This window comes from Mesorhizobium sp. f-mel (genome assembly GCF_053850215.1).
Genome location: NZ_JBSPTO010000002.1, coordinates 16,949 through 39,768, shown reverse-complemented (window position 1 = coordinate 39,768; position 22,820 = coordinate 16,949). Strand labels below are relative to the sequence as shown.

Genomic DNA, 22,820 nt, shown 5'->3' with positions numbered 1-22,820 from the left:
CCCACGTGCCAAGCTGGAACACCCCTCATCCGACCGCTTCGCGGCCACCTTCTAGCCGACTTGGCTAGAACTTCGTCACCACGCCAATGCCGATGCCTTCGAAACCGCCCATTGCCATCAAGGCCGCGGGCGCCTCGTCGAGGCTGATCTTCTTGCCGACCAGCATTTCGGGCTTCAGCTTGCCGGTGCGGATCATCTCCATCATCGCCTGGTAGCGGTGGGCCTGCATGCCGTGGCTGCCGAGGATTTCGAGCTCGAAGGCGATCACCTTGTCCATCGGGACCTGCGGCCTGGCGTGATCGCCGAGCATCAGGCCGACCTGCACATGGCGGCCGCGCCGGCGCAGATTCGCGATCGAGTTGAATGAGGTAGTGGAATGGCCGAGCGCGTCCATCGACATATGCGCGCCGCCATTGGTAATCTGCTTCACCGCCTTGACCACATTCGGCGTCTTCGACGCGTTGATCGTCGCCACCGCGCCGATCTTGATGGCGAAGTCCAGCTTCTCGTCGGTCAGGTCGATGGCAATCACGTTGGCACCCATGGCGCTGGCGATCATGATCGCCGACAGGCCGACGCCGCCGCAGCCATGCACGGCCACCCATTCGCCGGGCGTCACCCGGCCCTGGTCGACAATGGCGCGGAACGAGGTGACGAAGCGGCAGCCGAGACTGGCGGCGGTGGCGAATTCCATCTCGTCCGGCAAGCGGACCAGATTGGTGTCGGCATGGTCGATGGCGACATATTCGGCGAACGATCCCCAGGCGGTGAAGCCGGGCTGGGACTGATGCTCGCAGACCTGATGGTTGCCGGAGCTGCATTCGAAGCAGCGGCCGCAGCCGACGGCGAACGGCACGGTGACGCGCTCGCCGGTCTTCCAGCGGGTCACCTGACTGCCGGCGGCCACCACGACGCCAGCAAGCTCGTGGCCCGGCACATGCGGCAGGCGGATGCCGTCGTCATGGCCCATCCAGCCATGCCAATCACTGCGGCAGAGACCGGTCGCCTCGACCTTGATGACAACGCCGCCCAGTGCCGGCTCCGGATCGGGAACGTTCTGGATCGTCGGCGTTTCGCCGAATTTTTCGAAGACAACGGCTTTCATCGGCAATTCCTCACGCTTTAATCCAACTCGCTCTATTCGGCATCGATCTGGTTCTCGGGTGCTGCCTTTCGAAAGGCCGGCACCGCCATGCAGGCGGCGTGGACACGTGTGATCGTCGGGTAGGGCATCAGGTCGACGCCGAAACGCGCATTGCTGGCGACCTGAGCCACCAGGCAGATGTCGGCCAGCCCCGGCGTGTTGCCGTGGCAGAATGTCCCGGTTTCGGACGAGGAAGCCAGAATCTTTTCAAGCGGCTGGAAACCTTCGTTCACCCAGTGCCGGAACCAGTTGGCGACGTCCGCGTCGCCGGCGCCGAACAGGGTGCGCAGCGAGGTCAGCACGCGTAGATTGTTCACCGGATGGATGTCGCAGGCGATCATCTGGGCCAGCATCCTGACGCGGGCCCGGCCAAGTGCGTCCTGCGGCAAAAGCGGCGGTTCGGGCCTGGTCTCGTCGAGAAATTCGATGATCGCCAGCGATTGCGTCAACAGCGTGCCGTCGCCGAGGATCAGCGCCGGCACCAGCCCTTGCGGATTGACCGCGAGGTAGGCGGGCTCCAGATGCTCGCCGTGGCGCAGATGATGCGGCACGTATTGGTAGGTCAGTCCCTTCATCTCCAGCGCGATCCGCACCCGGTAGGAGGTGGAGGAGCGGTAGTAGTTGTGAAGGACGAGGTCACTCATTTCTGCACATTCGGCCGATTTGGCCGACCGGGCAAGGCATGGTGGTCCGGAAATTGCCATCTCCGCCTTTCGGCCAGGGATGGCGATGTACTATTTGCCAATAATCTGGCCATGGTCGCTGGGCTATTCTATCCTGCCTTGAAGTGAAACGAACGCCAATGACCGCAGTCAACGATAGCGCTAGGTTTCTGATCATCGACGACCACCCGCTGTTTCGCGAGGCGCTGCACAGCGCTGTGCAAATGGCCTATCCGGACGTCGACACTGTCGAGGCGCGTTCGATCACCGAGGCATTTGAGCTACTGGCGGATGCGAAGCCATTCGATCTCGCGCTGCTCGACCTCAGCATGCCTGATGTCCATGGTTTCGACGGGCTGCTGCAGCTTCGGACCCGCTATCCGCGCCTGCCGGTGGTCATCGTTTCGGGGCATGAGGAGCCCAAGATCATTTCCGAGGCGTTGTCCTATGGCGCTGCCGGCTTCATCCCGAAATCGGCGCGCAAGAGCGATCTGGCCGCCGCCATCCGCTCGGTGATGGAAGGCGCGATCTACGTGCCCGAAACCTATGAAGGCCAGCCGCCGGATGCCGACAGCACCGACCGCGCCGAGATGGTGCAGCGCCTTGCCAAACTCACGCCGCAGCAATTGCGGGTGCTGCAGATGCTGCGCCAGGGCTTGCTCAACAAGCAGATCGCCTACGAGCTGCAGGTCGGCGAAACCACTGTCAAGGCGCATGTTTCCGAGATCCTGCGCAAGCTCAACGTCTACAGCCGCACGCAAGCCGTCATCGAGGTTTCGAAGCTCGACAGTGCCGAGCTGTTTCGCGGCCAGGCGGGGTTTTGAAAGGGCCTCGCTCCGTCTTCGTATAGCGCTTAGGCTACGACAAACTCCGGATAGGATTCTCGAAACTCCTTCAGACAGGGAATTGCATCGCCATAGCCGACAATTGTGTCATTCTGGTCGCGAATTGTCAGGAATCTGAGATTCGGCGTAAAGCATACGTGATCTACGCCACCATAGTGCGCATGAGAGATCGCCAATCCGATGGAGCTGGGGAGTTTGAATAAAGTGTCCGGCTTGGATATTAGTCCGTGCAATTCGGTCAACACATAAACCGAGTTGCCAATTACTTCTCTATACATCGTGTAGAATGCGATGAAATAAGAAAATCCTCGAGTTCTATATGCCGCCGATTGAAACCCATCAATCTCTCGCGCTACGACCGGCCTAAGATCAAAGACTTTTCCATAATTGGCTATAAGCTCGCCATATATGGCGCTAAACCGATCTCCATTTATTACTTCAAATGGCAAACTAAATCTGTGGAGGCAATCGACAAAATTTTCATCTGTCTGATTTCTGAATTTCATACCCAGTACCGAAAAAGCAATTGCGGTGACAGTGCACCATTTTGGATTACGGTGACAGTGCACCATTCAATTACGGTGACAGTGCACCATTTTTCTTTCGTCGCCTGCCTCGTTTTCCTGGTTTCACGGCTTTGCCGATTTGCTTAGCAATCCGGTCCAGAAACGCATCATTGCCCACCGGTCGACCGATGCTCTCGGCCTTACGCAGCGCGTCGAAAGCCGCGACATCCGTGCCGAGCAGATCGAACAGCCCTGTCGACGATGGCAGCCGTCCTTCATCGGCCTCAGATCCGTAACGCCGTCGGGCTCCTCCGTCAGATGTGCCCGAGTGCTTGACCAAGGCCAATCCGCCGCCTGCTTCACCAGTCCCGCGCGCACAGGGTTCAGTCCGACATAGCGCACTGCCGACAACAGGTGATCCTCGTCCATGGCGACGGCTCCGAAGCGGCCTTGCCAGAAATGCCCGGTTCTCTTTTGCCGCGCGTGGATGGTCCCTGCATAGGCGCGATGCACTTTGGCGAGCGCGTGCCGCAGGCCATCCGCGTCGGCCGGCGTCAGGATCAGGTGCACGTGCTTCGGCATCAGGCACCACGCCCAGATGCCGACATCGGCGAGCCGGCTATGCTCGACCAGCAGTCTCTTGTAAAGCGCATAGTCCTCGCCTGAGAAACACACCTGAGCGCGCCCGTTCCCGCACTGGGTCACGTGGTGCGGCATACCGGGAAGGACAATGCGGGCAACGCGAGGCATGCGGTCAATCTACACACAATGACGGCTGTGCAAGCGTAAAAAGTGCACTGTCACCGTAATTCGAAGGCCGATTAGCCACAGCTTTTGTTGGTTGGCGGGCACTGACAGGGCTTGGTTCCTTGAACCAGGTACTTCGCGAGCCGTCGATTGTAATCAGAAAGTGCACTGTAACCGTATTTCGGGGAGGCAATAAAAAGTGCGATGCCTGCGTGATTTCTATCACTATATTCCAAGTCACATACTGTTTACAGGCCGTGGTTTAAGACGATCCACCCATTTGTTAGGCTTTCCTGCGAAGTGGTCGCGGATGCGCTCTTCGACGTGATGGGGGTCCCAGACGGCTGCTGCCTCTAGAGTAGATGCGGTTTCATAGTCGATAGGGAATTCGGTGCCATCCTTGTCACTATAAGAAGTTAATCGTCCTGTTATCATATCTTGTTTGAAAAACCGATAGTCATCAAATTCCTTAGATTGTTCTGTGTGTCCGACTTTTTTCCAAACTCCATCTTTTATGGCGTAATCCATCACCCAAACCGCAAAAATAATTTTCAACTTTTCTATGGAATGCACCGGTATTTCAGAATCTGTGATTATATCAAGGAAACCAAACAACGGGTGAGTTAGCGCAACGGCATAGGAGTGCCTTCCATCGTCAAGTGGAACTCTAAATATGTCTCCAACCTTAACCTTCTTCAATCGCCGAACTCCTAGTTAGCTTTATTCATATAGTCAGATCGATTTGAAATTACGGTGACAGTGCACTTATTTTCTTGTCGCGCGCGGTCTTCTGCTCGTGTCTTTGGGGGAGAAGCGATCAAGCCAAGAGATGCGCCAGCAGCGCGCAGTTGTGCCGGTCTCAGCGGCTTGCGCTTCAGCTCGATGCCGGCCGCGCGGGCGGCTTTCGCAACCGTCTCCGAACCGTCGGTGGTGACGATCAGCGCTGGCACGGGGCGGCCGAGATAATCGCGGACCTCGGCGATGGTCGTGGTGCCGAGATCGCCGCCGTCGAGATGCTGGTCGGCTATGACGATGTCCGGAATTTCGGTGACAATGCACTAATGCGGGCAGGCGAGCCATGCAATCAATCTACACACAATGGCGGTTGTGCAACGTCAGCAGTCGCGTAAGCCGAAAATATGGAACTGATTTTCAGTAAAGAACTACCGTTTTTTTCGTGAGGTGTGCATGGCGCGCGCAGCCTCAAATGCAATTAGCGTTTGGGAGTCTAAATCCATAAGTCTGGCTAAGTGACTGACATCGGTAAAGTGACCGGATAGTATCATAAAGCCGCTGTCATCGCTCATATATTGAAATCTAAAATCGGGTCCAATTTCATTATTAATTATTTCAATCTCACTCAGCCTCTCAACGCTGAGCCCAACTCGTCCTTCCCCTGCAATATAGAAGATGACGCGATCCTTGAAGACCCAATCTTCCTGCGTGTGAACCGCTATTGCATAAACATCGTACTCTTTTTGCAATCCGATATTTCTGATTCTCATCTCTATTGTGCTCCCGAGGCATCGAAAGTATTGCGGTGACAGTGCACCATTTTTCTTGTTACTTGCTTCTGCGAGTTTTTTTGGGGAGAAGCGATCAAGCCAAGAGATGCGCCAACAGCGCGCGTAATTGCGCCGGCTTCAGCGGTTTGCGCATCAGCTCGATCCCGGCCGCACGGGCGGCTTTCGCAACGGTCTCCGAACCGTCGGCGGTGACGATCAGCGCCGGCACGGCGCGGCCGAGATAATCGCGGACCTCGGCGATGGTCGTGGTGCCGAGGTCGCCGCCGTCGAGATGCTGGTCGGCTATGACGATGTCCGGCACCCAGTCCGTATCGCCAAGCATCTCGAGCGCAGCATCGGTCGAGGTGGCGGGGCGCACCAGGCATTGCCAGCGCTCGAGCAGGGACGTCATCGCCTGCAGCACCTCGACGTCGTTCTCGACCAGCAGCACCTTTGTGCCGAACAGCCCGTAGCCGCGCGGCCGCTCCATGTCGACGGTGCCGGCAATGGCATCGACGCTGGCGCCGATCCCCACCGGAACGTCGATATGGAAAATCGTGCCGTGCCCGACCTTCGACGAAAACGTCACGGGATGGCCGAGTGCGGCTGCGATGCGGCGCACGATGGCCAGGCCCAATCCCAGCCCGCCGCCGGCAAGCCCGGCATCGGTCGGGATCGTGCCGCGGTGGAATTCCTCGAACACCGCCTCGCGCTGGTCGTCGGGGATACCGCAGCCGGTATCGGCGACATCGATACGGATCGTGTCGCCGCGATGCCTGGTGCCGACCAGCACCCCGCCGGAGCGGGTGTAGCGCAGCGCGTTGGAAAGGATGTTTTGCAGGATGCGGCGCAGCAAGGTGCGGTCCGAATGCACGACGGCGTTGACCGGCCGGAATTTTAGCGTCAGGCCCTTCATTTCGGCGACCGGCAGGAAATCCGAGCGCAGCGACGAAAACAGCATCTCCAGGCTGACATCGCCGATATCGGGCTGCACGACGCCGGCGTCGAGCTTGGAAATGTCGAGCAGGGTGCGGAGCAGATCCTCCATCGTCTCCAGCGACCGCTCGACCTGCCGGACCAGTTTTTTGCCTTCGTCGCTGGTCTGCACTTCGGCCAGCGCCGAGACGGAGAGATGCGCGGCGTTCAGCGGTTGCAGCACGTCGTGGCTGGCGGCCGCCAGGAACCTGGTCTTGGACAGGTTCGCCAGTTCGGCGTTTTCCTTGGCGGCGCTGAGATCGATATTGGATTGTTCCAATCTACGCAGTGTCGAGTGCAGTTCCTCGGTGCGCGTACGCACTCGATTCTCGAGCGAAATCGCGGTCTGGAACAGCGAGAACGCATTGCCCTGCTGGTCCATCGAGCGCTCGACGCGGCTGACAAGGGCTGCGTTGATCTTCTTCAGCTTCTCCAGGTCGTTGATGTTCCTGAGCGGCATAAAACCTCCTACTCCGCCGCCTGCCGCTCTCCGAAGGCGATGCCGGTGAACGTCTGGTTCAGATGCATCGACCGGTACTGTTCGCCATAGGTGCCGAAGCCGATGACGTTGTTGACCTTGTAGAGTTCCGAAATCTCCCGAAAGACCTGGCGGTTGAGCGCGTCGAGCCTGCGCAGCACGCAGTCGAAACCGAGGATCATGTCGATGCCGCCAAGCCTTTCCTCGACATCCCTGAAGGCGGCACGAGTCGATTCAACCATGTTCTTGGGCTGGGCTATGGAAAGGACGACGCCATCGTCGATGGCGCAGAAGAACGACAGCGAGCCGTCCGCGTGCATTTTCTGGATCGAGCGGCAGTAAAACTCGCCGCCCACCTTCACCACCACCGGGTGCGAGGCAAAACTCAGTGGCGTCAGCATCTGCCGGATGACGCCGACCGAGGCGGCATATTCCTCGGCGGCATTGGTGGCGTTGAATTCGCGTACGGTGCGGTGATCGGGATCGGACGCGGTCACCACCAGCTTCTCGTCGGTGGGAACGAAATTGTCGGTCTTGAACACGTGGAAAGGAATTTCCGTGGTGATCAGCACGACGATGGCGCTGTCGGAGGTAACCTTGCCGTTCGAGATCAGCCGCGTCGTCTCGAATTTCAGATCATCCCCGGCCGACCCGCCGATCAGCGGAATATCGTCGAGCCCCCAATGGATGGCGGAGGTCACCGCTTCCTCGGCATAGGACAGCCCGTCGATGAAGCAGAGCGCGAAGGTGGTGTTGGACCGTTCGTACCCGACGCGGCCTTGCAGCGAGCGCCGCAGCGCCCCGACTTCACTGGTGATCCTGTCCATGCCCGACGAAGAGAGACTGTCGACCATGGTGCTCGCGACCGAAAACGATGCTGACGGAAGCAGCAAGGCGAGGATCTGGCCTTCCTCCAGACCGCGCGGCGTGATTTCGCCGGCGGTGGAGCAGCCGGCATAGGCAAGTGCCGGCGCGTTGATCTTCAGAGCATCCGACAGGGCCGCCGCATCAACAAGGCTCTGGGAGAAAAACAGCAGGGCGAAGCCGGCATCGATGGCTGCGGCTTCGGCCGCGACCGCCTGGGTGAACACATTGGCGTCGGGCTCATCCGTGGTGAGCACCGATAGGCCGCATGCATAGCGCGTCCGTGAACTGGCCAGCGGCTTCCTCCTCGATTCCTCCGACGCTCTTTTTGTGCGCGTCTGGCGCGCCGGCGTCGACATCATTGTTGTCTTCAAGTGCTACTTTGGCAATGAGCCAACATGATGGATTTTGAAGTTTCTGCTTTTTGACGGCATCAGGTTCAAACTGCAAATCCAAAACCGCACTGGAAGGGAGCGTGATCCATGAAAGCGCAGGTCAGGACGCTGTTCGAAAGGTACGAGCAGCTTTTCCAGAAATCCCTCGCCGGCGATGCCGACATGGACGAAGTCACATCGGTCTATGCCTCCGCCTTCATTGCGGCGTCGCCTGCCGGCGTCATGGTCGGGAAGAACGACGACCAGCTCAAGCAGGTTATGGAACAAGGCTATGCTCGCTATCGAGCGATCGGCACGAAGGAAATGCGAATACGGGATGTTCGCATCTCGCCGATTGACGAGCATCATTGCGTTGCCCACGTCGCCTGGACGTCGTCCTACGCTCGCAAAGACCGACCGGACGTCACGATCGATTTCGACGTCCACTACCTCGTGCAGAAACTGGGCGAAGAACCGAAAATATTTGGGTGGGTGTCAGGCGACGAGCAGGAGGTTCTCAGAAAACACGGCGTCGGCTGAATCGGCTTGCCGCGCTAGTCGTCCGTGGCCGCAAGGCGGCATCGCCACAGCGATCGTGGTTTCGCTTCGCTCCGCCGTTCCAGCCTTTGCGTGACCGAAAGTACAATAGGCGGATTTTCGGACGAACTGCATTCTCACGACTTCGGGATTGCAAGCTGCTTTTTCCGCACGTTATACGGGAGGGGAAGAGCGGCAGCCGGGAGCACTCACGCGGCATCGGCGACAAGACGACCAAGGTAAATTACCCAGGGAGGTTTCATGTCGGACATATCGTTGACGGTGAACGGAAAGCGGGTCGGTGGCGTCACCGAAGACCGCACGTTGCTGGTTCATTTCTTGCGGGAGAATCTTGGACTCACCGGCACGCATGTCGGTTGCGACACTTCGCAATGCGGCGCCTGTGTGATCCATGTCGATGGCAAAGCAGTAAAATCCTGCACGATGCTTGCGGTGCAAGCCTCCGGGTCGAGTGTGGTGACGATCGAAGGATTGGCGGACGGTGCCGACCTGCATCCGGTGCAGGCGGCGTTCAAGGAGCATCATGGGCTGCAGTGCGGTTTCTGCACGCCGGGCATGATCATGGCGGCGACCGACATGATCAGCCGTCACCCCAAAGGCCTCGATGAGGCCACGGTGCGCGCCGAGCTCGAAGGCAACATCTGCCGCTGCACCGGCTACCACAACATCGTGAAAGCGATCCTCGCCGCGTCGGAGACGATGTCATCGAAGGGCAAGGCCAGGCAAGCTGCGTGAGGGATGAAGTGAGTAGGGGAATAGGGGAGTAGGGAGTAAGCGATTTGGCTCTTAATTCTCTACTGCCCTACTCACTTATTTCCCTATTCCCCTACTTTTTCGGGAGGAATTTCTGCGATGGGCATTGAAGGTGTTGGCGCGCGTGTAGCGCGCAAGGAAGACAAGCGGTTCATTACCGGCGCCGGGCGTTATGTCGACGACATGGTGGTTCCCGGCATGAAGCATGCGGCCTTCGTGCGTAGCCCGCACGCGCATGCGCGAATCCAGAAGATCGATGTCAAAAAGGCCCAGGCCATGCCAGGCGTCATCGGTGTGCTGACCGGCAAGGAGCTCAAGGCTGACGGCATCGGCAATCTCATCTGCGGGTGGATGATCCATTCCAAGGACGGCACACCGATGAAGATGGGGGCGTGGTCGCCGCTGGCCTTCGACAGGGTCCGCTATGTCGGCGACGCGGTGGTCGTCGTGGTCGCCGAAACCAAGGGGCAGGCGCGCGACGCGGCCGAAGCGGTCGACATCACCTACGAAGAACTGAAGGCGGTCGTCGATGCTCCGAAGGCGCTCGAAAGGAGCGCACCACAGATCCACCCGGAAGCCGACGGCAACCTGATTTTCGACTGGGAGCTCGGCGATAGCACGGCGACCAATGCTGCGATCAAGGCCGCTGCCCACGTCACCCGCATGAAGATCGTCAACAACCGGCTGGTGCCCAACGCCATGGAGCCGCGTGCGGCACTAGGCTATTACGACAAGGCCGAGGACCACTACACGTGCTGGACGACCTCGCAGAACCCGCATCTCGCGCGTCTGGTGATGAGCGCCTTCTACAATGTCGCGCCCGAAAACAAGCTGCGCGTCATCGCGCCGGATGTCGGCGGCGGCTTCGGCTCGAAGATCTATATCTATCCGGAAGAAATCATCTGCCTGTGGGCCTCGAAGAAGACCGGCGTGCCGGTCAAATGGGTCGCTGACCGCACCGAGAGCTTTCTTACCGACGCCCATGGCCGTGACCATGTCTCGACGGTCGAAATGGCTTTCGACAAGGACAACAGGATCACCGCGCTGAAGGTCGACACCATCGCCAACCTCGGCGCCTATATGTCGCTGTTCTCGTCCTGTGTGCCGACCTATCTCTACGCGACGCTGTTGTCGGGCCAGTACGATATTCCGGCGATCCACGCCAATGTGCGCGCCGTCTATACCAACACCGCACCGGTCGACGCATATCGCGGGGCAGGGCGGCCCGAGGCCACCTATCTGCTCGAACGCACGATCGAAACCGCCGCACGCGAGTTGGGCGTGTCGCCGGCGGAGCTGCGTCGGACGAACTTCGTCACATCGTTCCCGCACCAGACGCCAGTCATCATGAACTATGACGCCGGCGATTATGCCGCTTCACTGGACGCGGCGATGGAGGCTGCCGATTATGCCGGTTTTGCCCAGCGCAAGGCGGCCGCCAGGGCGAATGGCAAGCTGCGCGGCATCGGCATGAGCTGCTATATCGAGGCCTGCGGGCTGGCGCCGTCGGCGGCGGTCGGCTCGCTCGGTGCCGGCGTCGGCCTGTGGGAATCAGCCGAGGTACGCGTCAACGCCGCCGGAACGATCGAAGTATTGACCGGCTCGCACAGCCATGGCCAGGGCCATGAGACGACTTTCGCACAACTGGTCAACCAGCGCTTCGGCGTGCCGATCGACAGTGTTTCGATCGTCCATGGCGATACCGACAAGGTCCAGATGGGCATGGGCACCTATGGCTCGCGCTCGGGCGCCGTCGGCATGTCGGCTGTCGCCAAGGCGCTCGACAAGGTCGAGGCCAAGGCCAAGAAGATCGCCGCCCATCTGCTCGAGGCCGACGAGGGCGACATCGTCATCGAAAACGGTGCATTGAAGGTCACCGGCACCGACAGACAAGTGCCGTGGTTTCAGATGGCGCTTGCTGCCTACACCGCCCACAACCTGCCGGGCGGCATGGAGCCGGGGCTGAAGGAGACTTCATTCTACGATCCGTCGAACTTCACTTTCCCCGCCGGCTGCTATGTCTGCGAGGTCGAGATCGATCCGGAAACCGGCGTCGCCGAGATCGTCCAGTTCGTCGCCGCCGACGATTTCGGCAACATCATCAATCCGATGATCGTCGAAGGCCAGGTGCATGGCGGCGTCGCCCAAGGCATCGGCCAGGCCTTGCTGGAGGGCACCCGCTACGACGCCAGCGGGCAGCTTTTGACTGCGAGCTATATGGACTACACCATGCCGCGAGCCGACGACCTGCCGTCGTTCAAGGTCTCGACCTCGAACACGCCGTGCCCGGGCAATCCGCTCGGCATCAAGGGCTGCGGCGAGGCCGGCGCCATCGGCTCACCGCCGGCAGTGATCAACGCCATCACCGACGCCATCGGCATCACCGATATCGCCATGCCGGCATCGCCGTCCACGGTCTGGGCAGCGATCCGGGCGACGACAAAACACTGAAAAAGGGGTGAATAGTGAATGGTCGATAGTGAATAGTAAGATTGGCATCGAGTTCACGAAGCTTCCGATTCACCATTCACCATTCACCGTTCACTATTCACTTTAGCGGAGAATCCCATGTACTCAGTCAATTATCACCGCGCCGCCTCGGTCGCTGATGCCGTCAAGCTGCTAGAGAGCGGCGATGCGAAGCTGCTGTCGGGCGGCATGACACTGATCCCGGCGATGAAGACGCGGCTTGCCGCACCGACCGATCTCGTCGACCTTTCGCATATCGAGGAATTGAAAGGCATCGAGGTGTCGGGCAGCACCATCACCATCCGCGCCGGCACCACGCATTACGACGTCGCCCGCGACGAGAGGCTGAAGACGGCCTGTCCGGCTTTGGCCCACATGGCTTCTCTGATCGGCGATCCGGCCGTACGCTACAAGGGCACGATCGGCGGCTCGATCGCCAATAATGACCCGGCGGCCGATTATCCGGCAGCACTTCTTGCGCTTGACGCCACTATCGTCACCAACAGGCGCGAGATCGCTGCCCACGCGTTCTTCACCGGCCTGTTCGAGACGGCGCTGGAGGACGGCGAGATCGTCACCGCGGTGACCTTCACCGCGCCGGCCAAGGCGGCCTATGAAAAATTCCGCAATCCGGCATCGCGCTATGCGATCGTCGGTGTGTTCGTGGCCAAGGGCGCGGACGGAGTCCGCGTCGCCATCACCGGGGCCGGCGACAACGGCGTCTTTCGTTCCAAGGAAATCGAGGCGGCACTTGCCACGAATTTCGACGCCGCTGCCCTCAACGGAGTGAAAGTGCCGGCGAATGATTTGATGACTGACATCCATGCCTCGGCCGATTATCGCGCCAATCTGATCGTGGTGATGGCCAAGCGCGCGGTGGCTACCGCCAACGCCTGAAGATACCGATCGCCGGGTCTTGGGTTTGTCATCTTTGGGAAGGGGCCTTCGCGGCCCCTTTTTCGTCGCTCTCGGGCATTACGGCCGTACAGGCCAAAGTGTGGCCATCTCGCACTTGCACAGCGCTCTATTGCACTGCAATATGCATGGAGGAATGCGAGCCGGGGCTCGGAGCGCACGGTTACAGCCTGCAGCCCTTTCGCATCATTCAAATGCGAAAGGACCGGCATGACGGACATCTCCGCGGCGCAGCTTGTCGTGTCCCGGTCCGCCGCCGACACGTCGTCGAGAACAAGGCTGGCCTATCTCGACGGATGGCGCGGCCTGTCGATCGCACTGGTGCTGATCGGCCACTTCTTTCCCATTCCCGGAATCAACCTCGGTGTCATGGGCGTCGAGTTCTTCTTCGTGCTCAGCGGCCGGCTCATGGCCGAGATTCTCTTTGTCGAACGCTATCCTCTCAAGGCGTTCTTCAAGCGCCGGTTCTCCCGCATCTATCCGGCGCTGCTGGTTTTCGTCGTCGCTTCGATGGTTGCGTTGTCCGGCACGTTTGTCGCCTTCAAATGGAAGGCGGCGCTGACGGCGCTGACATTCACCTACAATTATGTCGGGATTCTCGTCAGCCGCGCCGGCGCGCTCGACCATATCTGGTCGCTATGCGTCGAAGAACATGCCTATGTCATCCTGGCGCTGATCAGTTTTTTCGTTTCAGGGCGTGCCCGCGTCGTCATGCTGCTCAGCACGCTGTCGGTGCTCGCCATGGCGAACGGCGCGATTTCGTACTGGGTCTTCGCAATGGACTACGAGACCACCTATTGGCGGACGGATGTGCACATCGCCTCGATCCTGCTGTCGGCGGTGATATGCCTGCTCAAGGCCGGCGATAGGCTGCCAGCCTTGTTCAAGGGGTCGCACGTCGCCGTCGCGGCGTCCGTCGGGGCGGTTCTTCTGTTCATGGATGCGGTGCCGACGCCGATCCATTATCTGGTCGCGGTGCCGCTGTTGGCGCTCGCCGTCAACTCGCTCGATTTCAGCACACGGTACCTGACCGGATTTTTGTCCTGCTGGCCGATGGCGACGCTGGGACTGTGGTCGTATTCGCTCTATCTGTGGCAGCAGCCGTTCTACAAATTCGTCTATTCACAGGGCAGTGCGCCGCTGCTGATGCTGGCCGGGGCGTTCGCTTGCGCTTTGTGCAGCTATTACATCGTCGAAAAGCCTGCCCGTGGCTGGCTGAACCGCAATTGGTAGGGCTGTCGCCTCAGCCGGTGATCTGCCTGGTATAGTAGCGGACCGCCTTCTTGCCGCCGTGGATCACCGCATCGCCGACCTCGACAAAGCCAAGCGCGGCGTGAAAGGCGTCTGAAGCCGGATTGGGCGGCTCGGCATTCACCTCGCAAGTGACGATGGTCTGGCCGGCATGCAATACATGGTCGAACAGATCCTCATAGAGCCTGCGGGCATGGCCGCGACCACGCGCTTCTCCTGCAACGACGACACGGTCGACATAGACGAAGCGCGGATAGCGCTCGCGGAACCACAGGAAGTTCGGGCTGTCGTAGCGGGCGTTCTGGTCGAAGGTCATGATGAAGGCTTCGAGCGCACCGACGCGGCGCGCATAAAACGCTTCGCCGAGCAGGAAGGACAGGCGCTCGGGTTCAAGCCACGACAACTCGGCCGCGTGTTCGTTGTTGAGGGCGAGGACGGCGGGCTCGTCCTGCGGCGAGACCTGGTCGATCGGCAGGCGTGCTTGCGTCACGTGTTTTTCTTTCTTCGGGATCATGCTCTCGCCGCCGCAATCGTCGCCGCCACCAGCGCCGCGTCGGTCACGGTGTTGCGGTACTCGCGGTCGAGGTCGGTGCCGCCCATGCCAACCTGGGGATTGCGGTAGCGCATCGCGCTCGGCACGTCCTTGAGCGCGGCGAAATGCATTTCCGTCAGTCCGGTTCTTTCCCGCACCTCGGCGATGTTCCTGGGGTTGAGCCCGCCGCAGCCAAGAATGACGATGCGCTTACCGGCCTGCTGGACGAGGCCCGCCAGCAGGGCCACGCCCTCCAATGCGGTATCGCGCTGGCCGCTGGTCAGCACACGGCCGACCTTGCTGCGGATCAGCGCTTCCAGCGCTTCGGCCGGATCGCGTGTCATGTCGAAGGCACGGTGGCAGGTGACGTTCAAATGCCCTGCCGCCTGCACCAATTCGCTCATGCGCTTTTCGTCGATGGTACCGTCGGCATTCAGGCAGCCGACGACGACACCGGCCACGCCAAGGTCGCTCAGCGCACGCACATCGGCGAGTATCGAACGGTACTCGGCTTCACTGTAGAGAAAATCGCCGCCGCGGGGCCGCACGATGACGTGGAATGGGATCGTCGCCAGCTCAAGGGCGGCACGCACTGTGCCAAGACTCGGCGTTATGCCGCCCTCGAGGAGGCTGGCGCAGAGCTCGACCCGGTCGGCCCCGGCGGCTTGCGCGGCGAGCAGGCCATCTATGCCTTCGACGCAGATTTCGATCAGCGGCAGGCGAGGGCGTTCGGTGTCGGTCACAGGGCGATCCGTTGGCGAATTCGAGTTGGTCATGCCCTAGCATCGGGCTCCTTGTAGCGGAAGCCGGAACTATTGGCTCAACGCGACGGGTCGTTGCCGTTTGCATTGCCGCCAATTTCCTGCTTGACGCATTCATAACTGCCGAGTTATGGGTAAATCCATAGCTATCTAGTTATTGATTTTGGCAGACAGGGCGCCGATCCCGGATGACTGGCATCGGGATCGGCAAACAAGGAGACCACGATGCAAGCAAGACTGAAAAACCCTGTGCTTCTCATTCCCGGTGCCCTGCAGGCGCTGCTCGCGCTGGACAAGTCGACTGAAACGGCTGACCTGCCCTACGTGACGCGCAAGCTCGTCCATTTGCGCGCCAGCCAGATCAACGGATGCAGCGTCTGTATCGACATGCAGGCGCGTGAATTGAAGAAGGCCGGCGAAAAGGATGAGCGCGTCTTCACCGTGTCCGCCTGGCGGGAGACGCCTTACTTCACCGACGCCGAACGCGCGGCTCTTGCGCTTGCCGAGGCAACAACCCGCCTCTGCGACCGGCCCGACCCGGTGCCCGACGCGATCTGGGACGAGGCCGCCCGGCATTATGACGAGAAGGCGCTTGCCGCCCTGGTGGTCCAGATTGCCCTGATCAACGCCTTCAATCGCCTCAACGCCGCCACTAGGCAGATGGTCGGCACCTGGGGGTGAAGCGGACCGGCTCGCCGATATGCGCCGTGGCTGGTTTCGCGGCGGCGCATCAGATCCGCAAATTGTGAGCGTTCGCGCGCACGAAGTCGATGAAGGCCCGCAGCTTGGGCGGGACGAGGCGGCGGCTGGGATAATAGAGGTGGAGCGGTTCGTAGGTGGGACAGAAAGGCTCCAGCACCTTGACCAGCGCGCCTGAGGCGAGGAGCGGCGCAGCGAGGCCTTCGACGGCAAAGGCTAGGCCAAGCCCTTGCGCGGCGGCGGTGATGCAGAGCGGAAGTGTGTTCACGACCAGACGTGCGTCGGGCGTGAACTCGACTTGGCGTCCGTCCACGACGAACTCCCAGGGCGAGATGGCGCGGGTGCGGGTGAAGGCGAAGGCGATGCAGCGGTGAGCGGCGAGGTCGGCGGGCCGCTTCGGCGTACCGTTACGCGCCAGATAGTCCGGGCTCCCCAACACGACCGTCTGCAGCGGCCCGCCCAGACGCGCGCCGATCATATCCTTCTCGAGAAGCTCGCCGATCCGCAGACCGGCATCGAAGCCCTGAGCGGCGATATCGACGAAATTGTCGTCGAAGATCAGGCTAAGCCGCACTTCCGGGTAAGCGTCCATGAACGGCCCCATCAGCGGCTCGATCAGCAGTGGTGCGGCGATCCATGGCAGGCTCAGGCGCAGTGTGCCGGCGGGGCGATCGCGGGTCTCGCGCAGCGCCGCGCCAGCCGCCCGGATCTCTTCGGCCGCTGGGCGCACGTGGTCGAGGTAGTGGGCGCCGGCTTCGGTCAGGCCAACGCTGCGGGTCGTGCGGTTGAGAAGCCGCACCCCCAGACGCTCCTCGAGCCCCTTGACCGCCTCACTCAAAGAGGCCGGAGCGACGCCGAGTTCGGAGGCGGCGCGGGTGAAGCTCCTGGCCTCCGCAACCTTCACGAAGGCGACGATGCCGCTGAACTGGTCGAGGCGCATTATGAGGTTATTCCAAATAGCCTTGTCGAACTATACGGGTTTTTCCGGCGAAGAAAAAGCCTCATGCTGGGTTTAGCCTCGCCGTTGCGACGGCTCGAAAGGCAACTCGGAAGGCAAGGAGACAGGATCGATGATCAGGCTCGCTTCGCTTGCCGCCGGCGCTCTCCTGGCGGTGTCTGCCGCTCCCGCGAACGGCGGTCCGCAGGAAGACCGCAACATCCAGCTGATCAAGGACTATTACGCAGCTTATGCGACCGGGAACCCGGAGGCCGTCCGGCCCTTCCTCGCGCCAGACATCGTCTGGCGGATTCCGGGCCATCATCCGCTGGCCGGCGACAAGCGCGGGCCGGAGGAAGTGGTCGCCTTCTTCCGTGGCCTGGCCGATGGCAAATTCAGGGCCGAGCCGATCTTCTTCCAGGCGCAGGGCGACCTCGTCGTCGACATTCATCGCGGCTGGTCGAACGTCGGCTCAGGTCCCGAGATCGACCAGCTCTACGCCCTGATGTTTCGCATCAAGGACGGAAAGATCGCCGAGGCGCAGAATTTTTTGACCGACATGTACCAGTCGGACGCCTTCTACTGGACACACTACCCGCTGAAGCCACTGCCCGGCCGACTGGCGGATGACCGCTAGACGGCGGCTTGCCTCAACCTGCCGCTCCCGCGCCAAGCAAAGGAGATTTGCGATGCTGAAATCCCTGACATTAGCCGCAGCAACCGCCGTTGCGCTCGGCTCCAGCGCCTTCGCCGCACCGCGGGTCGAGCGCGTCACTTTCACTTCGCACGGTGAGCAGATCGTCGGCGACCTTTATCTTCCCGAGGATCTGGACCCGGCGAGACCTCGGCCCGCGCTGGTCGTGACCGGCGCCTGGATGACGGTAAAGGAACAGATGCCGGCCCGCTACGCCCGCGAGATGGCCGACCGCGGATTCGCAGCCTTGACCTTCGACTTTCGCGGTTGGGGCGAGAGCGGCGGCGCCCGGCGCCAACATGAGGATCCCGGCGCCAAGATCGCCGACATCGAAGCGGCGGTCGCCTATCTCGCGATCCGGCCCGAGATCGGCAAGGATCGCATCGGCGGGCTCGGCATTTGCGCCAGCTCCGGCTATATGGTCACTGCCGCCGCTGAAGATGCCGCGATCAAGTCGATCGCCTTGGTCGCCCCCTGGCTGCACGATGCCGAGGTGGTCGAGCAGACCTATGGCGGCAAGGAAGGCGTCGCCAGGCTGGAAGCCGCGGGCGATGCGGCCGAGGCTGCGTATCGCCGCACCGGCAAGCAGGCCTTGCTGCCCGCCGCCAGCCCGACCGACGAGCGTGCGATCATGTTCAAGGTGCCATACTACACCGAGGCCGACCGCGGGATGATCCCGGCCTGGCGCAACGAGGCCGATCCGGCCTTCTGGCGCGGCTGGCTGACATTCGATGCGATCCAGGCTGCTCGGCACCTGCATCAGCCCTTTCTGATGGTGCACAGCGAGGCGGCTGCCATCCCACAGGGTGCGCACAAATTTTACGCGCGGCTGACCGGGCAGAAGCAGGAGCTGTGGCTCGACAACGTCACCCAGTTCGATTTCTACGACCGCGCTGCGCCGGTGAAGGCCGCGAGCGACGCCGTTGCCGCGCACTTCAGCGCCACACTAAACGATGCAGGGGAGGCGGGACAATGAGCCCGGCTACCCGCCGGCAGGTCGTGGCCTCGGCAGTCTTCGCCGCGACGCTTGCAGCTACCTCCTTGCCGGCCTTGAGCACGCAGTCCACGGCTGCGCTGACAATCGAAGACAAGACCGCCATCGCCGAGGCAGTGGCGGGGATCGGCCTCTATGCCGATTTGCGCGAATGGAACCGGGTCAGATCCTATTTCGCGGCCCGCGTCACGACCGATTATACCAGTCTTTTCGGTGGCGAGGTTGCGACCAGCGACCGCGACGCGCTGATTGCTCAGTGGCAAGGCCTTCTGCCGGGCTTCGACGCCACCCAGCACCTCATCACCAACATCGTTGTCGAAGGCGCGGGCAACGATGCGGTTGCACGCAGCCACGTCCGCGCCACCCACTGGTTCGGCACCCGGTTCTGGACAGTTGGCGCCAGCTATCTACACCGGCTGGTGCGGACGCCCGAAGGCTGGCGCGTCAGCGCCATCGCTATCCGCCGCCTGTACGAGGAGGGCGACCGCGCCGTGCTGGCCGCCGCCGCTGATCGGGTGAACGCGGCGGCGAAGTGAGCAGCCGGCTGGTAGCCACTGTTGCCAGCTACTGGCGCAACACCGTGTTTTTGGTGCCTTCTTCGACCTGGTCGATGACCAGCAGCTTGACTGGACCGGCGCCGACATTGGTGGCCTGATGCCACTGCCCGATCATTTCGATGATGAAATCGCCTGACTTGTACGTGGTGCTCTTGCCGGTCTCGACATTGGTGACCTGAAGCGTTCCACCCTCAACATAGGCATAGCGGGGAAACGGGTGCTTGTGGACCGGTAACGTCGCGCCCGGCGCGATCTCATAGGACGAAACCAGGACCTGCACGTTTTTCTGAGGCAGCGTGATCGGCTGGCCGGACGCCGTCTCGGTGCGCGAGGCAAGCGGGGTCACGACAACCGGGGTCTCGCTGGCGTCCAGCGCGTGCGCGGCGGTTGCGGACAGGGCTGCCGTTAGCAGCAGCGTCGTCGATATCAGAATTTTTCGCATGATTCCCCCCAAGCCCAACTTCACCATCGCTCAGCAAATTTCCGCGCGCAAGCGTCTCCTTTAGGAAGCACTCCAGCCGCCTCTCCTGAACATGCCAGGCGTCATGCCGCGCGTCGCCCGGAACGTGCGGGAAAAATGGCTCTGGTCGGCGAAACCTGCCGCGATGGCGGCATCGGCGAGGCCGAGCCCCTGTTCTATCAAGGTGCTGGCGCGACGCAATCTCCGATCGCGGATATAGGCCGCGGGCGTCAGGCCAATCGCCTTCTTGAAATCCCGGATGACCTGGAACCGGGTGACACACGCGGCGTCGGCAAGCCGCTGTAGGTCGAGCTGCGAGCCAAGTTCGCGTTCAATAACGTCCTCGTAGATCGAGAACCTTTGTCGCGATCCCGAACTTTCGACCTCTTCGGTTCGCCCGCCCCAATCGCCATGCCGAACGATGAGATGCCTCAAGGCGACGAGCAGCGACGCCTCAGCCTGCGTTGAGTCCTGGGACGTCGAGCCTTCATGCGCCGCCGCCAACGCTGCGGCGAGGTTGCTGTCTTCGATGATCGCGCGTGAAAAAACCGGAGCGTCAGCCCCGCCCAACTCGCGGGCGACGGCCGTCAGCAGCGGCACCGAGGGATAAAACGTCCGGTAGGCCCAGCCTTCATCGGCACCTTGTTCGCCATCATGCCACTCCTCGGGATTGACGACGGCAATTGCGCCTGCCGGAGCGAGAACGTTGTGGCGCCCGATGCGAATACGTTCGCAGCCAGAAGTAATCAGTGCGATCACATAGGTTGGGTGCGTGTGCAGCTCGTAGCGATGCTGCGTGAAGCGCGCCTTGAACAGGCCAAGGTCAGGGAAGCAGGGATGGCGCCAGTACTTCCTGATCTCTGTCGCGTCCACGTCTTTCGTCCCCGCTGCGGTCAATCTGGTTCAAGACGCCTCTTGCGCGACCTTCTAATCGTGATCCCGGATCAAACCATGACCGCCTTTGCCGGCGTGGAAGGAGCATCATGCTGCATAATGACCCCATCGCCGCTCTGACACCAGAGGTCATAGCCTGGCGCCACCATATCCATTCCAATCCCGAACTCGGATTCGATGAGAACGAAACGGCACGTTTCATTGCCGAGAAACTGCGCGCCTTCGGCTTCGATGAGGTGCATGAGGGGATCGGCGGAACCGGGGTTGTCGGCGTCCTGCGCAACGGCGCGGGCACGCGCGCCATCGGTCTCCGCGCCGAGCTGGACGCGCTTCCGGTCGTCGAGAGGACCGGCTTGCCCTATGCCTCCAGGAATGAGGGCGTGATGCACGCCTGCGGCCATGACGGCCACACAGCCATGTTGCTCGGCGCCGCCAGGCTGCTCAGCCAATCCCGCGCCTTCGACGGCATCGTCTACTTCATCTTCCAGCCAGCCGAAGAAAATGAAGGCGGCAGCTTGCGCATGGTCGAAGATGGCCTGTTTAGGCGTTTCCCAGTCGAGGCGATGTATGCCGTCCACAACTGGCCGGGCGTCAGACTGGGGACCATCGCCGCTCGCGTTGGAGCGCAGATGGCCGCCGTCGACAATTTCGAAGTGACCTTCGAGGGTCTTGGCGCACATGCCGCCATGCCGCAGCTCGGCGACGACCCGATCCTGGCCGCGGGCGCCTTTGTCCAGGCCGTCCAGCGCATTGTCAGCCGCTCGGTCGATCCGCAAAGCGCGCTGGTCGTCAGCCTCACCCAAATCCATGGCGGCAATGTCGGCAACATCGTGCCTGGGAAGGTCTGGCTGCAAGGCACCTGCCGGTTTTTCGAGCCCGGTCATTCCGATCATTGCGAGAAGCTGATCGGCGAGATCGCTGGAGGCATTGCCGCAGCCCATGCGCTCAAAGCCACGCTCGACTACCACAAGGGCTATCCGCCGCTCATCAACACGGCCGACGCGACGGCGCGCGCCATCGCGGCAGCCGCCGCCACCGTCGGCAGCGAGAACGTTTCGACCGAGTTCAGCCCGAGCCTCGGCTGCGAAGATTTCGCCTTCATGATCCGTGAGGCAGGCGGCTGCTACGCGTGGGTCGGCGTCGGCGATGTCGGGCCCGGCGAGGGCCTGCACGGCGACCGCTACGTCTTCAATGACGAGATCGTGCCGATCGTGCTGCGCTACTACGTCAATCTGGTCGAGCAGACGTTTCCCGCCTCCTGAACCGTCAGAGGGAAAACTAACGGCTCAGCGAAAAATTCCGATCTGAATGCGCTTCGTGGGCGATAGGCCGGGAATAATCATGCGCGACACCAAGCCGACGCGTCTCACCCGACTGTGGCCACGAGTTGCGTTACCCGAACGGGATTTTCTAGCGCCGCCTGCGCGGTATCGGCCTGTTTTTCATCGACCTGCGCCATCACAAAGATGACGCCTTGTTCAACGTTCGGCTCAGCCGGCTTTTTGGCAACATCGGCAGATGCCTGGAGAAGCCCACCAGCAAAGCCGCCGCAGGCCCCACCGACGAGGACCATGCCAGCCACGGCTCCGACAGGATCAATGCCGATGGCTCCAAAAGCACCCAGGCCGATTAACAGACCAGCGGCCGCGCCAAATGCGACACCGCCCGGACCGCGCAGGACAGCGCTGATTTCGTCGTCGTATGGTCCGATGACGCTGATCTGTTCGTAAGAAACTCCTGCCGCCTGAAGCGCGGCAACTGCACGCGCTGCCTGGTCGCGGGAATCGAAAAGTCTGCTGATTGTTCGCATTTGACACAGCCCATAGCATAGTCGCCCGCCGCTCATTCGAAGCGGCGGGCGTCTCCTACCCTCGCGTTCAGGTCACTGAATGATCTTGACTATCTTACGTGTGCCGGGATCAACGACAACGGTCCGGTTGTCGACGACGACATAGCGGTATTCGGTGTCGGGAACTTCGTGAAGCTCGACCGTCTCGGGCAGCGTTGAACCAATATTGAGTTCCACCTCCGGGAGTTCCACGGATGCGAGCGGCTGCTTTTTCACATATTCCCTGATGACTGTCTCCTGCTCAGGCGCGATGATCACGTCCTGAGCGGCAGCGGCGCCAATACCTGCCAATAGCAGAAATCCCGCGGCTGCAGTGGAAAGACGCACTTTCATAGTTGCCTCCTTATGTGAGCTCTCTTGGCATCCATCTTCGCGCTAGGCTCGCTCAAACATGAGA

At 61.2% G+C, this 22,820-nt stretch carries 26 protein-coding genes; 11 read left to right on the top strand and 15 right to left on the bottom strand.

Annotated elements, in window-relative coordinates; genetic code table 11:
• Positions 1-64: 64 nt before the first annotated feature.
• Both ACWUKX_RS04280 and maiA read right to left on the bottom strand, forming a co-directional pair.
• Positions 65-1,105 carry a zinc-dependent alcohol dehydrogenase family protein gene (locus ACWUKX_RS04280; protein ID WP_456004219.1) on the bottom strand — a complete coding sequence of 347 codons (1,041 nt, stop codon included), beginning with the start codon at positions 1,103-1,105 and terminating at the stop codon, positions 65-67.
• 32 nt (positions 1,106-1,137) lie between these two features.
• Complete coding sequence (gene maiA, locus ACWUKX_RS04275) at positions 1,138-1,788, bottom strand: maleylacetoacetate isomerase (protein WP_456004215.1); 651 nt, start codon at positions 1,786-1,788, stop codon at positions 1,138-1,140.
• 158 nt (positions 1,789-1,946) lie between these two features.
• Between maiA and ACWUKX_RS04270 the strand changes: the two genes are divergently transcribed.
• On the top strand, positions 1,947-2,630 hold the full coding sequence (locus tag ACWUKX_RS04270) for a response regulator (protein ID WP_029353323.1): 684 nt from the start codon (positions 1,947-1,949) through the stop codon (positions 2,628-2,630).
• Between the two features lie 650 nt (positions 2,631-3,280).
• Here ACWUKX_RS04270 and ACWUKX_RS04265 read toward each other — a convergent pair.
• From ACWUKX_RS04265 to ACWUKX_RS04240, 6 genes are all read right to left on the bottom strand, one after another.
• Positions 3,281-3,907, bottom strand: a complete 627-nt coding sequence (locus tag ACWUKX_RS04265) for a transposase (RefSeq protein WP_456004212.1) — start codon at positions 3,905-3,907, stop codon at positions 3,281-3,283.
• Positions 3,908-4,141: 234 nt separating this feature from the next.
• A complete protein-coding gene (locus ACWUKX_RS04260; RefSeq protein ID WP_456004209.1) occupies positions 4,142-4,603 on the bottom strand; it encodes an immunity 26/phosphotriesterase HocA family protein in 462 nt (153 codons plus the stop codon).
• A gap of 11 nt (positions 4,604-4,614) precedes the next feature.
• Positions 4,615-4,854, bottom strand: coding sequence for a hypothetical protein (locus ACWUKX_RS04255; RefSeq protein ID WP_456004206.1), 240 nt, complete (start codon positions 4,852-4,854; stop codon positions 4,615-4,617).
• A gap of 213 nt (positions 4,855-5,067) precedes the next feature.
• Complete coding sequence (locus ACWUKX_RS04250; protein WP_456004203.1) at positions 5,068-5,409, bottom strand: hypothetical protein; 342 nt, start codon at positions 5,407-5,409, stop codon at positions 5,068-5,070.
• Positions 5,410-5,503: 94 nt separating this feature from the next.
• A complete protein-coding gene (locus ACWUKX_RS04245) occupies positions 5,504-6,844 on the bottom strand; it encodes an ATP-binding response regulator (RefSeq protein ID WP_456004200.1) in 1,341 nt (446 codons plus the stop codon).
• 8 nt (positions 6,845-6,852) lie between these two features.
• Positions 6,853-8,088, bottom strand: a complete 1,236-nt coding sequence (locus tag ACWUKX_RS04240) for an FIST N-terminal domain-containing protein (protein WP_456004197.1) — start codon at positions 8,086-8,088, stop codon at positions 6,853-6,855.
• Positions 8,089-8,208: 120 nt separating this feature from the next.
• On the opposite strand from ACWUKX_RS04240, the gene ACWUKX_RS04235 reads away from it, so the two are divergent.
• The 5 genes from ACWUKX_RS04235 to ACWUKX_RS04215 all read left to right on the top strand — a co-directional run bounded on the left by ACWUKX_RS04235 (position 8,209) and on the right by ACWUKX_RS04215 (position 14,028).
• Positions 8,209-8,640 carry a DUF6841 family protein gene (locus ACWUKX_RS04235; protein ID WP_456004194.1) on the top strand — a complete coding sequence of 144 codons (432 nt, stop codon included), beginning with the start codon at positions 8,209-8,211 and terminating at the stop codon, positions 8,638-8,640.
• 258 nt (positions 8,641-8,898) lie between these two features.
• Complete coding sequence (locus tag ACWUKX_RS04230) at positions 8,899-9,393, top strand: (2Fe-2S)-binding protein (protein WP_456004191.1); 495 nt, start codon at positions 8,899-8,901, stop codon at positions 9,391-9,393.
• 117 nt (positions 9,394-9,510) lie between these two features.
• On the top strand, positions 9,511-11,862 hold the full coding sequence (locus tag ACWUKX_RS04225) for a xanthine dehydrogenase family protein molybdopterin-binding subunit (RefSeq protein ID WP_456004188.1): 2,352 nt from the start codon (positions 9,511-9,513) through the stop codon (positions 11,860-11,862).
• Between the two features lie 117 nt (positions 11,863-11,979).
• Entirely contained in the window at positions 11,980-12,777 is a 798-nt protein-coding gene (locus ACWUKX_RS04220) for an FAD binding domain-containing protein (protein ID WP_456004185.1), read from the top strand.
• A gap of 228 nt (positions 12,778-13,005) precedes the next feature.
• Positions 13,006-14,028, top strand: coding sequence for an acyltransferase family protein (locus tag ACWUKX_RS04215; RefSeq protein ID WP_456004182.1), 1,023 nt, complete (start codon positions 13,006-13,008; stop codon positions 14,026-14,028).
• A 10-nt stretch (positions 14,029-14,038) separates the two neighbouring features.
• On the opposite strand, the gene ACWUKX_RS04210 is transcribed toward ACWUKX_RS04215, so the two are convergent.
• A complete protein-coding gene (locus tag ACWUKX_RS04210) occupies positions 14,039-14,560 on the bottom strand; it encodes a GNAT family N-acetyltransferase (RefSeq protein ID WP_456004179.1) in 522 nt (173 codons plus the stop codon).
• Positions 14,557-15,354: a copper homeostasis protein CutC gene (locus tag ACWUKX_RS04205; RefSeq protein WP_456004176.1), complete on the bottom strand. Its 798-nt coding sequence runs from the start codon at positions 15,352-15,354 to the stop codon at positions 14,557-14,559. The genes ACWUKX_RS04210 and ACWUKX_RS04205 overlap by 4 nt, the downstream gene beginning before the upstream one ends.
• A gap of 210 nt (positions 15,355-15,564) precedes the next feature.
• Here ACWUKX_RS04205 and ACWUKX_RS04200 point away from each other — a divergent pair, with 210 nt between their 5' ends.
• Positions 15,565-16,020 carry a carboxymuconolactone decarboxylase family protein gene (locus tag ACWUKX_RS04200; RefSeq protein WP_456004173.1) on the top strand — a complete coding sequence of 152 codons (456 nt, stop codon included), beginning with the start codon at positions 15,565-15,567 and terminating at the stop codon, positions 16,018-16,020.
• A 49-nt stretch (positions 16,021-16,069) separates the two neighbouring features.
• Here ACWUKX_RS04200 and ACWUKX_RS04195 read toward each other — a convergent pair whose 3' ends face one another.
• A complete protein-coding gene (locus ACWUKX_RS04195) occupies positions 16,070-16,978 on the bottom strand; it encodes a LysR family transcriptional regulator (RefSeq protein WP_128345187.1) in 909 nt (302 codons plus the stop codon).
• 130 nt (positions 16,979-17,108) lie between these two features.
• Between ACWUKX_RS04195 and ACWUKX_RS04190 the strand changes: the two genes are divergently transcribed.
• The 3 genes from ACWUKX_RS04190 to ACWUKX_RS04180 are packed head-to-tail and all read left to right on the top strand — an operon-like array spanning position 17,109 to position 19,199.
• A complete protein-coding gene (locus ACWUKX_RS04190; RefSeq protein WP_456004170.1) occupies positions 17,109-17,612 on the top strand; it encodes a nuclear transport factor 2 family protein in 504 nt (167 codons plus the stop codon).
• Between the two features lie 52 nt (positions 17,613-17,664).
• Positions 17,665-18,645, top strand: a complete 981-nt coding sequence (locus ACWUKX_RS04185) for an alpha/beta hydrolase (RefSeq protein ID WP_456004167.1) — start codon at positions 17,665-17,667, stop codon at positions 18,643-18,645.
• Positions 18,642-19,199 (top strand): nuclear transport factor 2 family protein, encoded by a 558-nt coding sequence (locus tag ACWUKX_RS04180; RefSeq protein WP_456004164.1) that lies wholly within the window; start codon positions 18,642-18,644, stop codon positions 19,197-19,199. The genes ACWUKX_RS04185 and ACWUKX_RS04180 overlap by 4 nt, the downstream gene beginning before the upstream one ends.
• 28 nt (positions 19,200-19,227) lie before the next feature.
• On the opposite strand, the gene ACWUKX_RS04175 is transcribed toward ACWUKX_RS04180, so the two are convergent.
• Both ACWUKX_RS04175 and ACWUKX_RS04170 read right to left on the bottom strand, forming a co-directional pair.
• Positions 19,228-19,662: a cupin domain-containing protein gene (locus ACWUKX_RS04175; RefSeq protein WP_456004161.1), complete on the bottom strand. Its 435-nt coding sequence runs from the start codon at positions 19,660-19,662 to the stop codon at positions 19,228-19,230.
• Between the two features lie 60 nt (positions 19,663-19,722).
• Positions 19,723-20,553 (bottom strand): AraC family transcriptional regulator, encoded by an 831-nt coding sequence (locus tag ACWUKX_RS04170; protein ID WP_456004159.1) that lies wholly within the window; start codon positions 20,551-20,553, stop codon positions 19,723-19,725.
• Positions 20,554-20,663: 110 nt separating this feature from the next.
• Here ACWUKX_RS04170 and ACWUKX_RS04165 point away from each other — a divergent pair, with 110 nt between their 5' ends.
• Positions 20,664-21,836, top strand: a complete 1,173-nt coding sequence (locus tag ACWUKX_RS04165; RefSeq protein ID WP_456004156.1) for an amidohydrolase — start codon at positions 20,664-20,666, stop codon at positions 21,834-21,836.
• Between the two features lie 104 nt (positions 21,837-21,940).
• Here the strand turns inward: ACWUKX_RS04165 and ACWUKX_RS04160 are convergent, their stop codons facing one another.
• Positions 21,941-22,384, bottom strand: coding sequence for a hypothetical protein (locus tag ACWUKX_RS04160; protein ID WP_456004153.1), 444 nt, complete (start codon positions 22,382-22,384; stop codon positions 21,941-21,943).
• A 72-nt stretch (positions 22,385-22,456) separates the two neighbouring features.
• Positions 22,457-22,756 (bottom strand): DUF1236 domain-containing protein, encoded by a 300-nt coding sequence (locus ACWUKX_RS04155; protein ID WP_456004150.1) that lies wholly within the window; start codon positions 22,754-22,756, stop codon positions 22,457-22,459.
• Positions 22,757-22,820 lie beyond the last annotated feature (64 nt).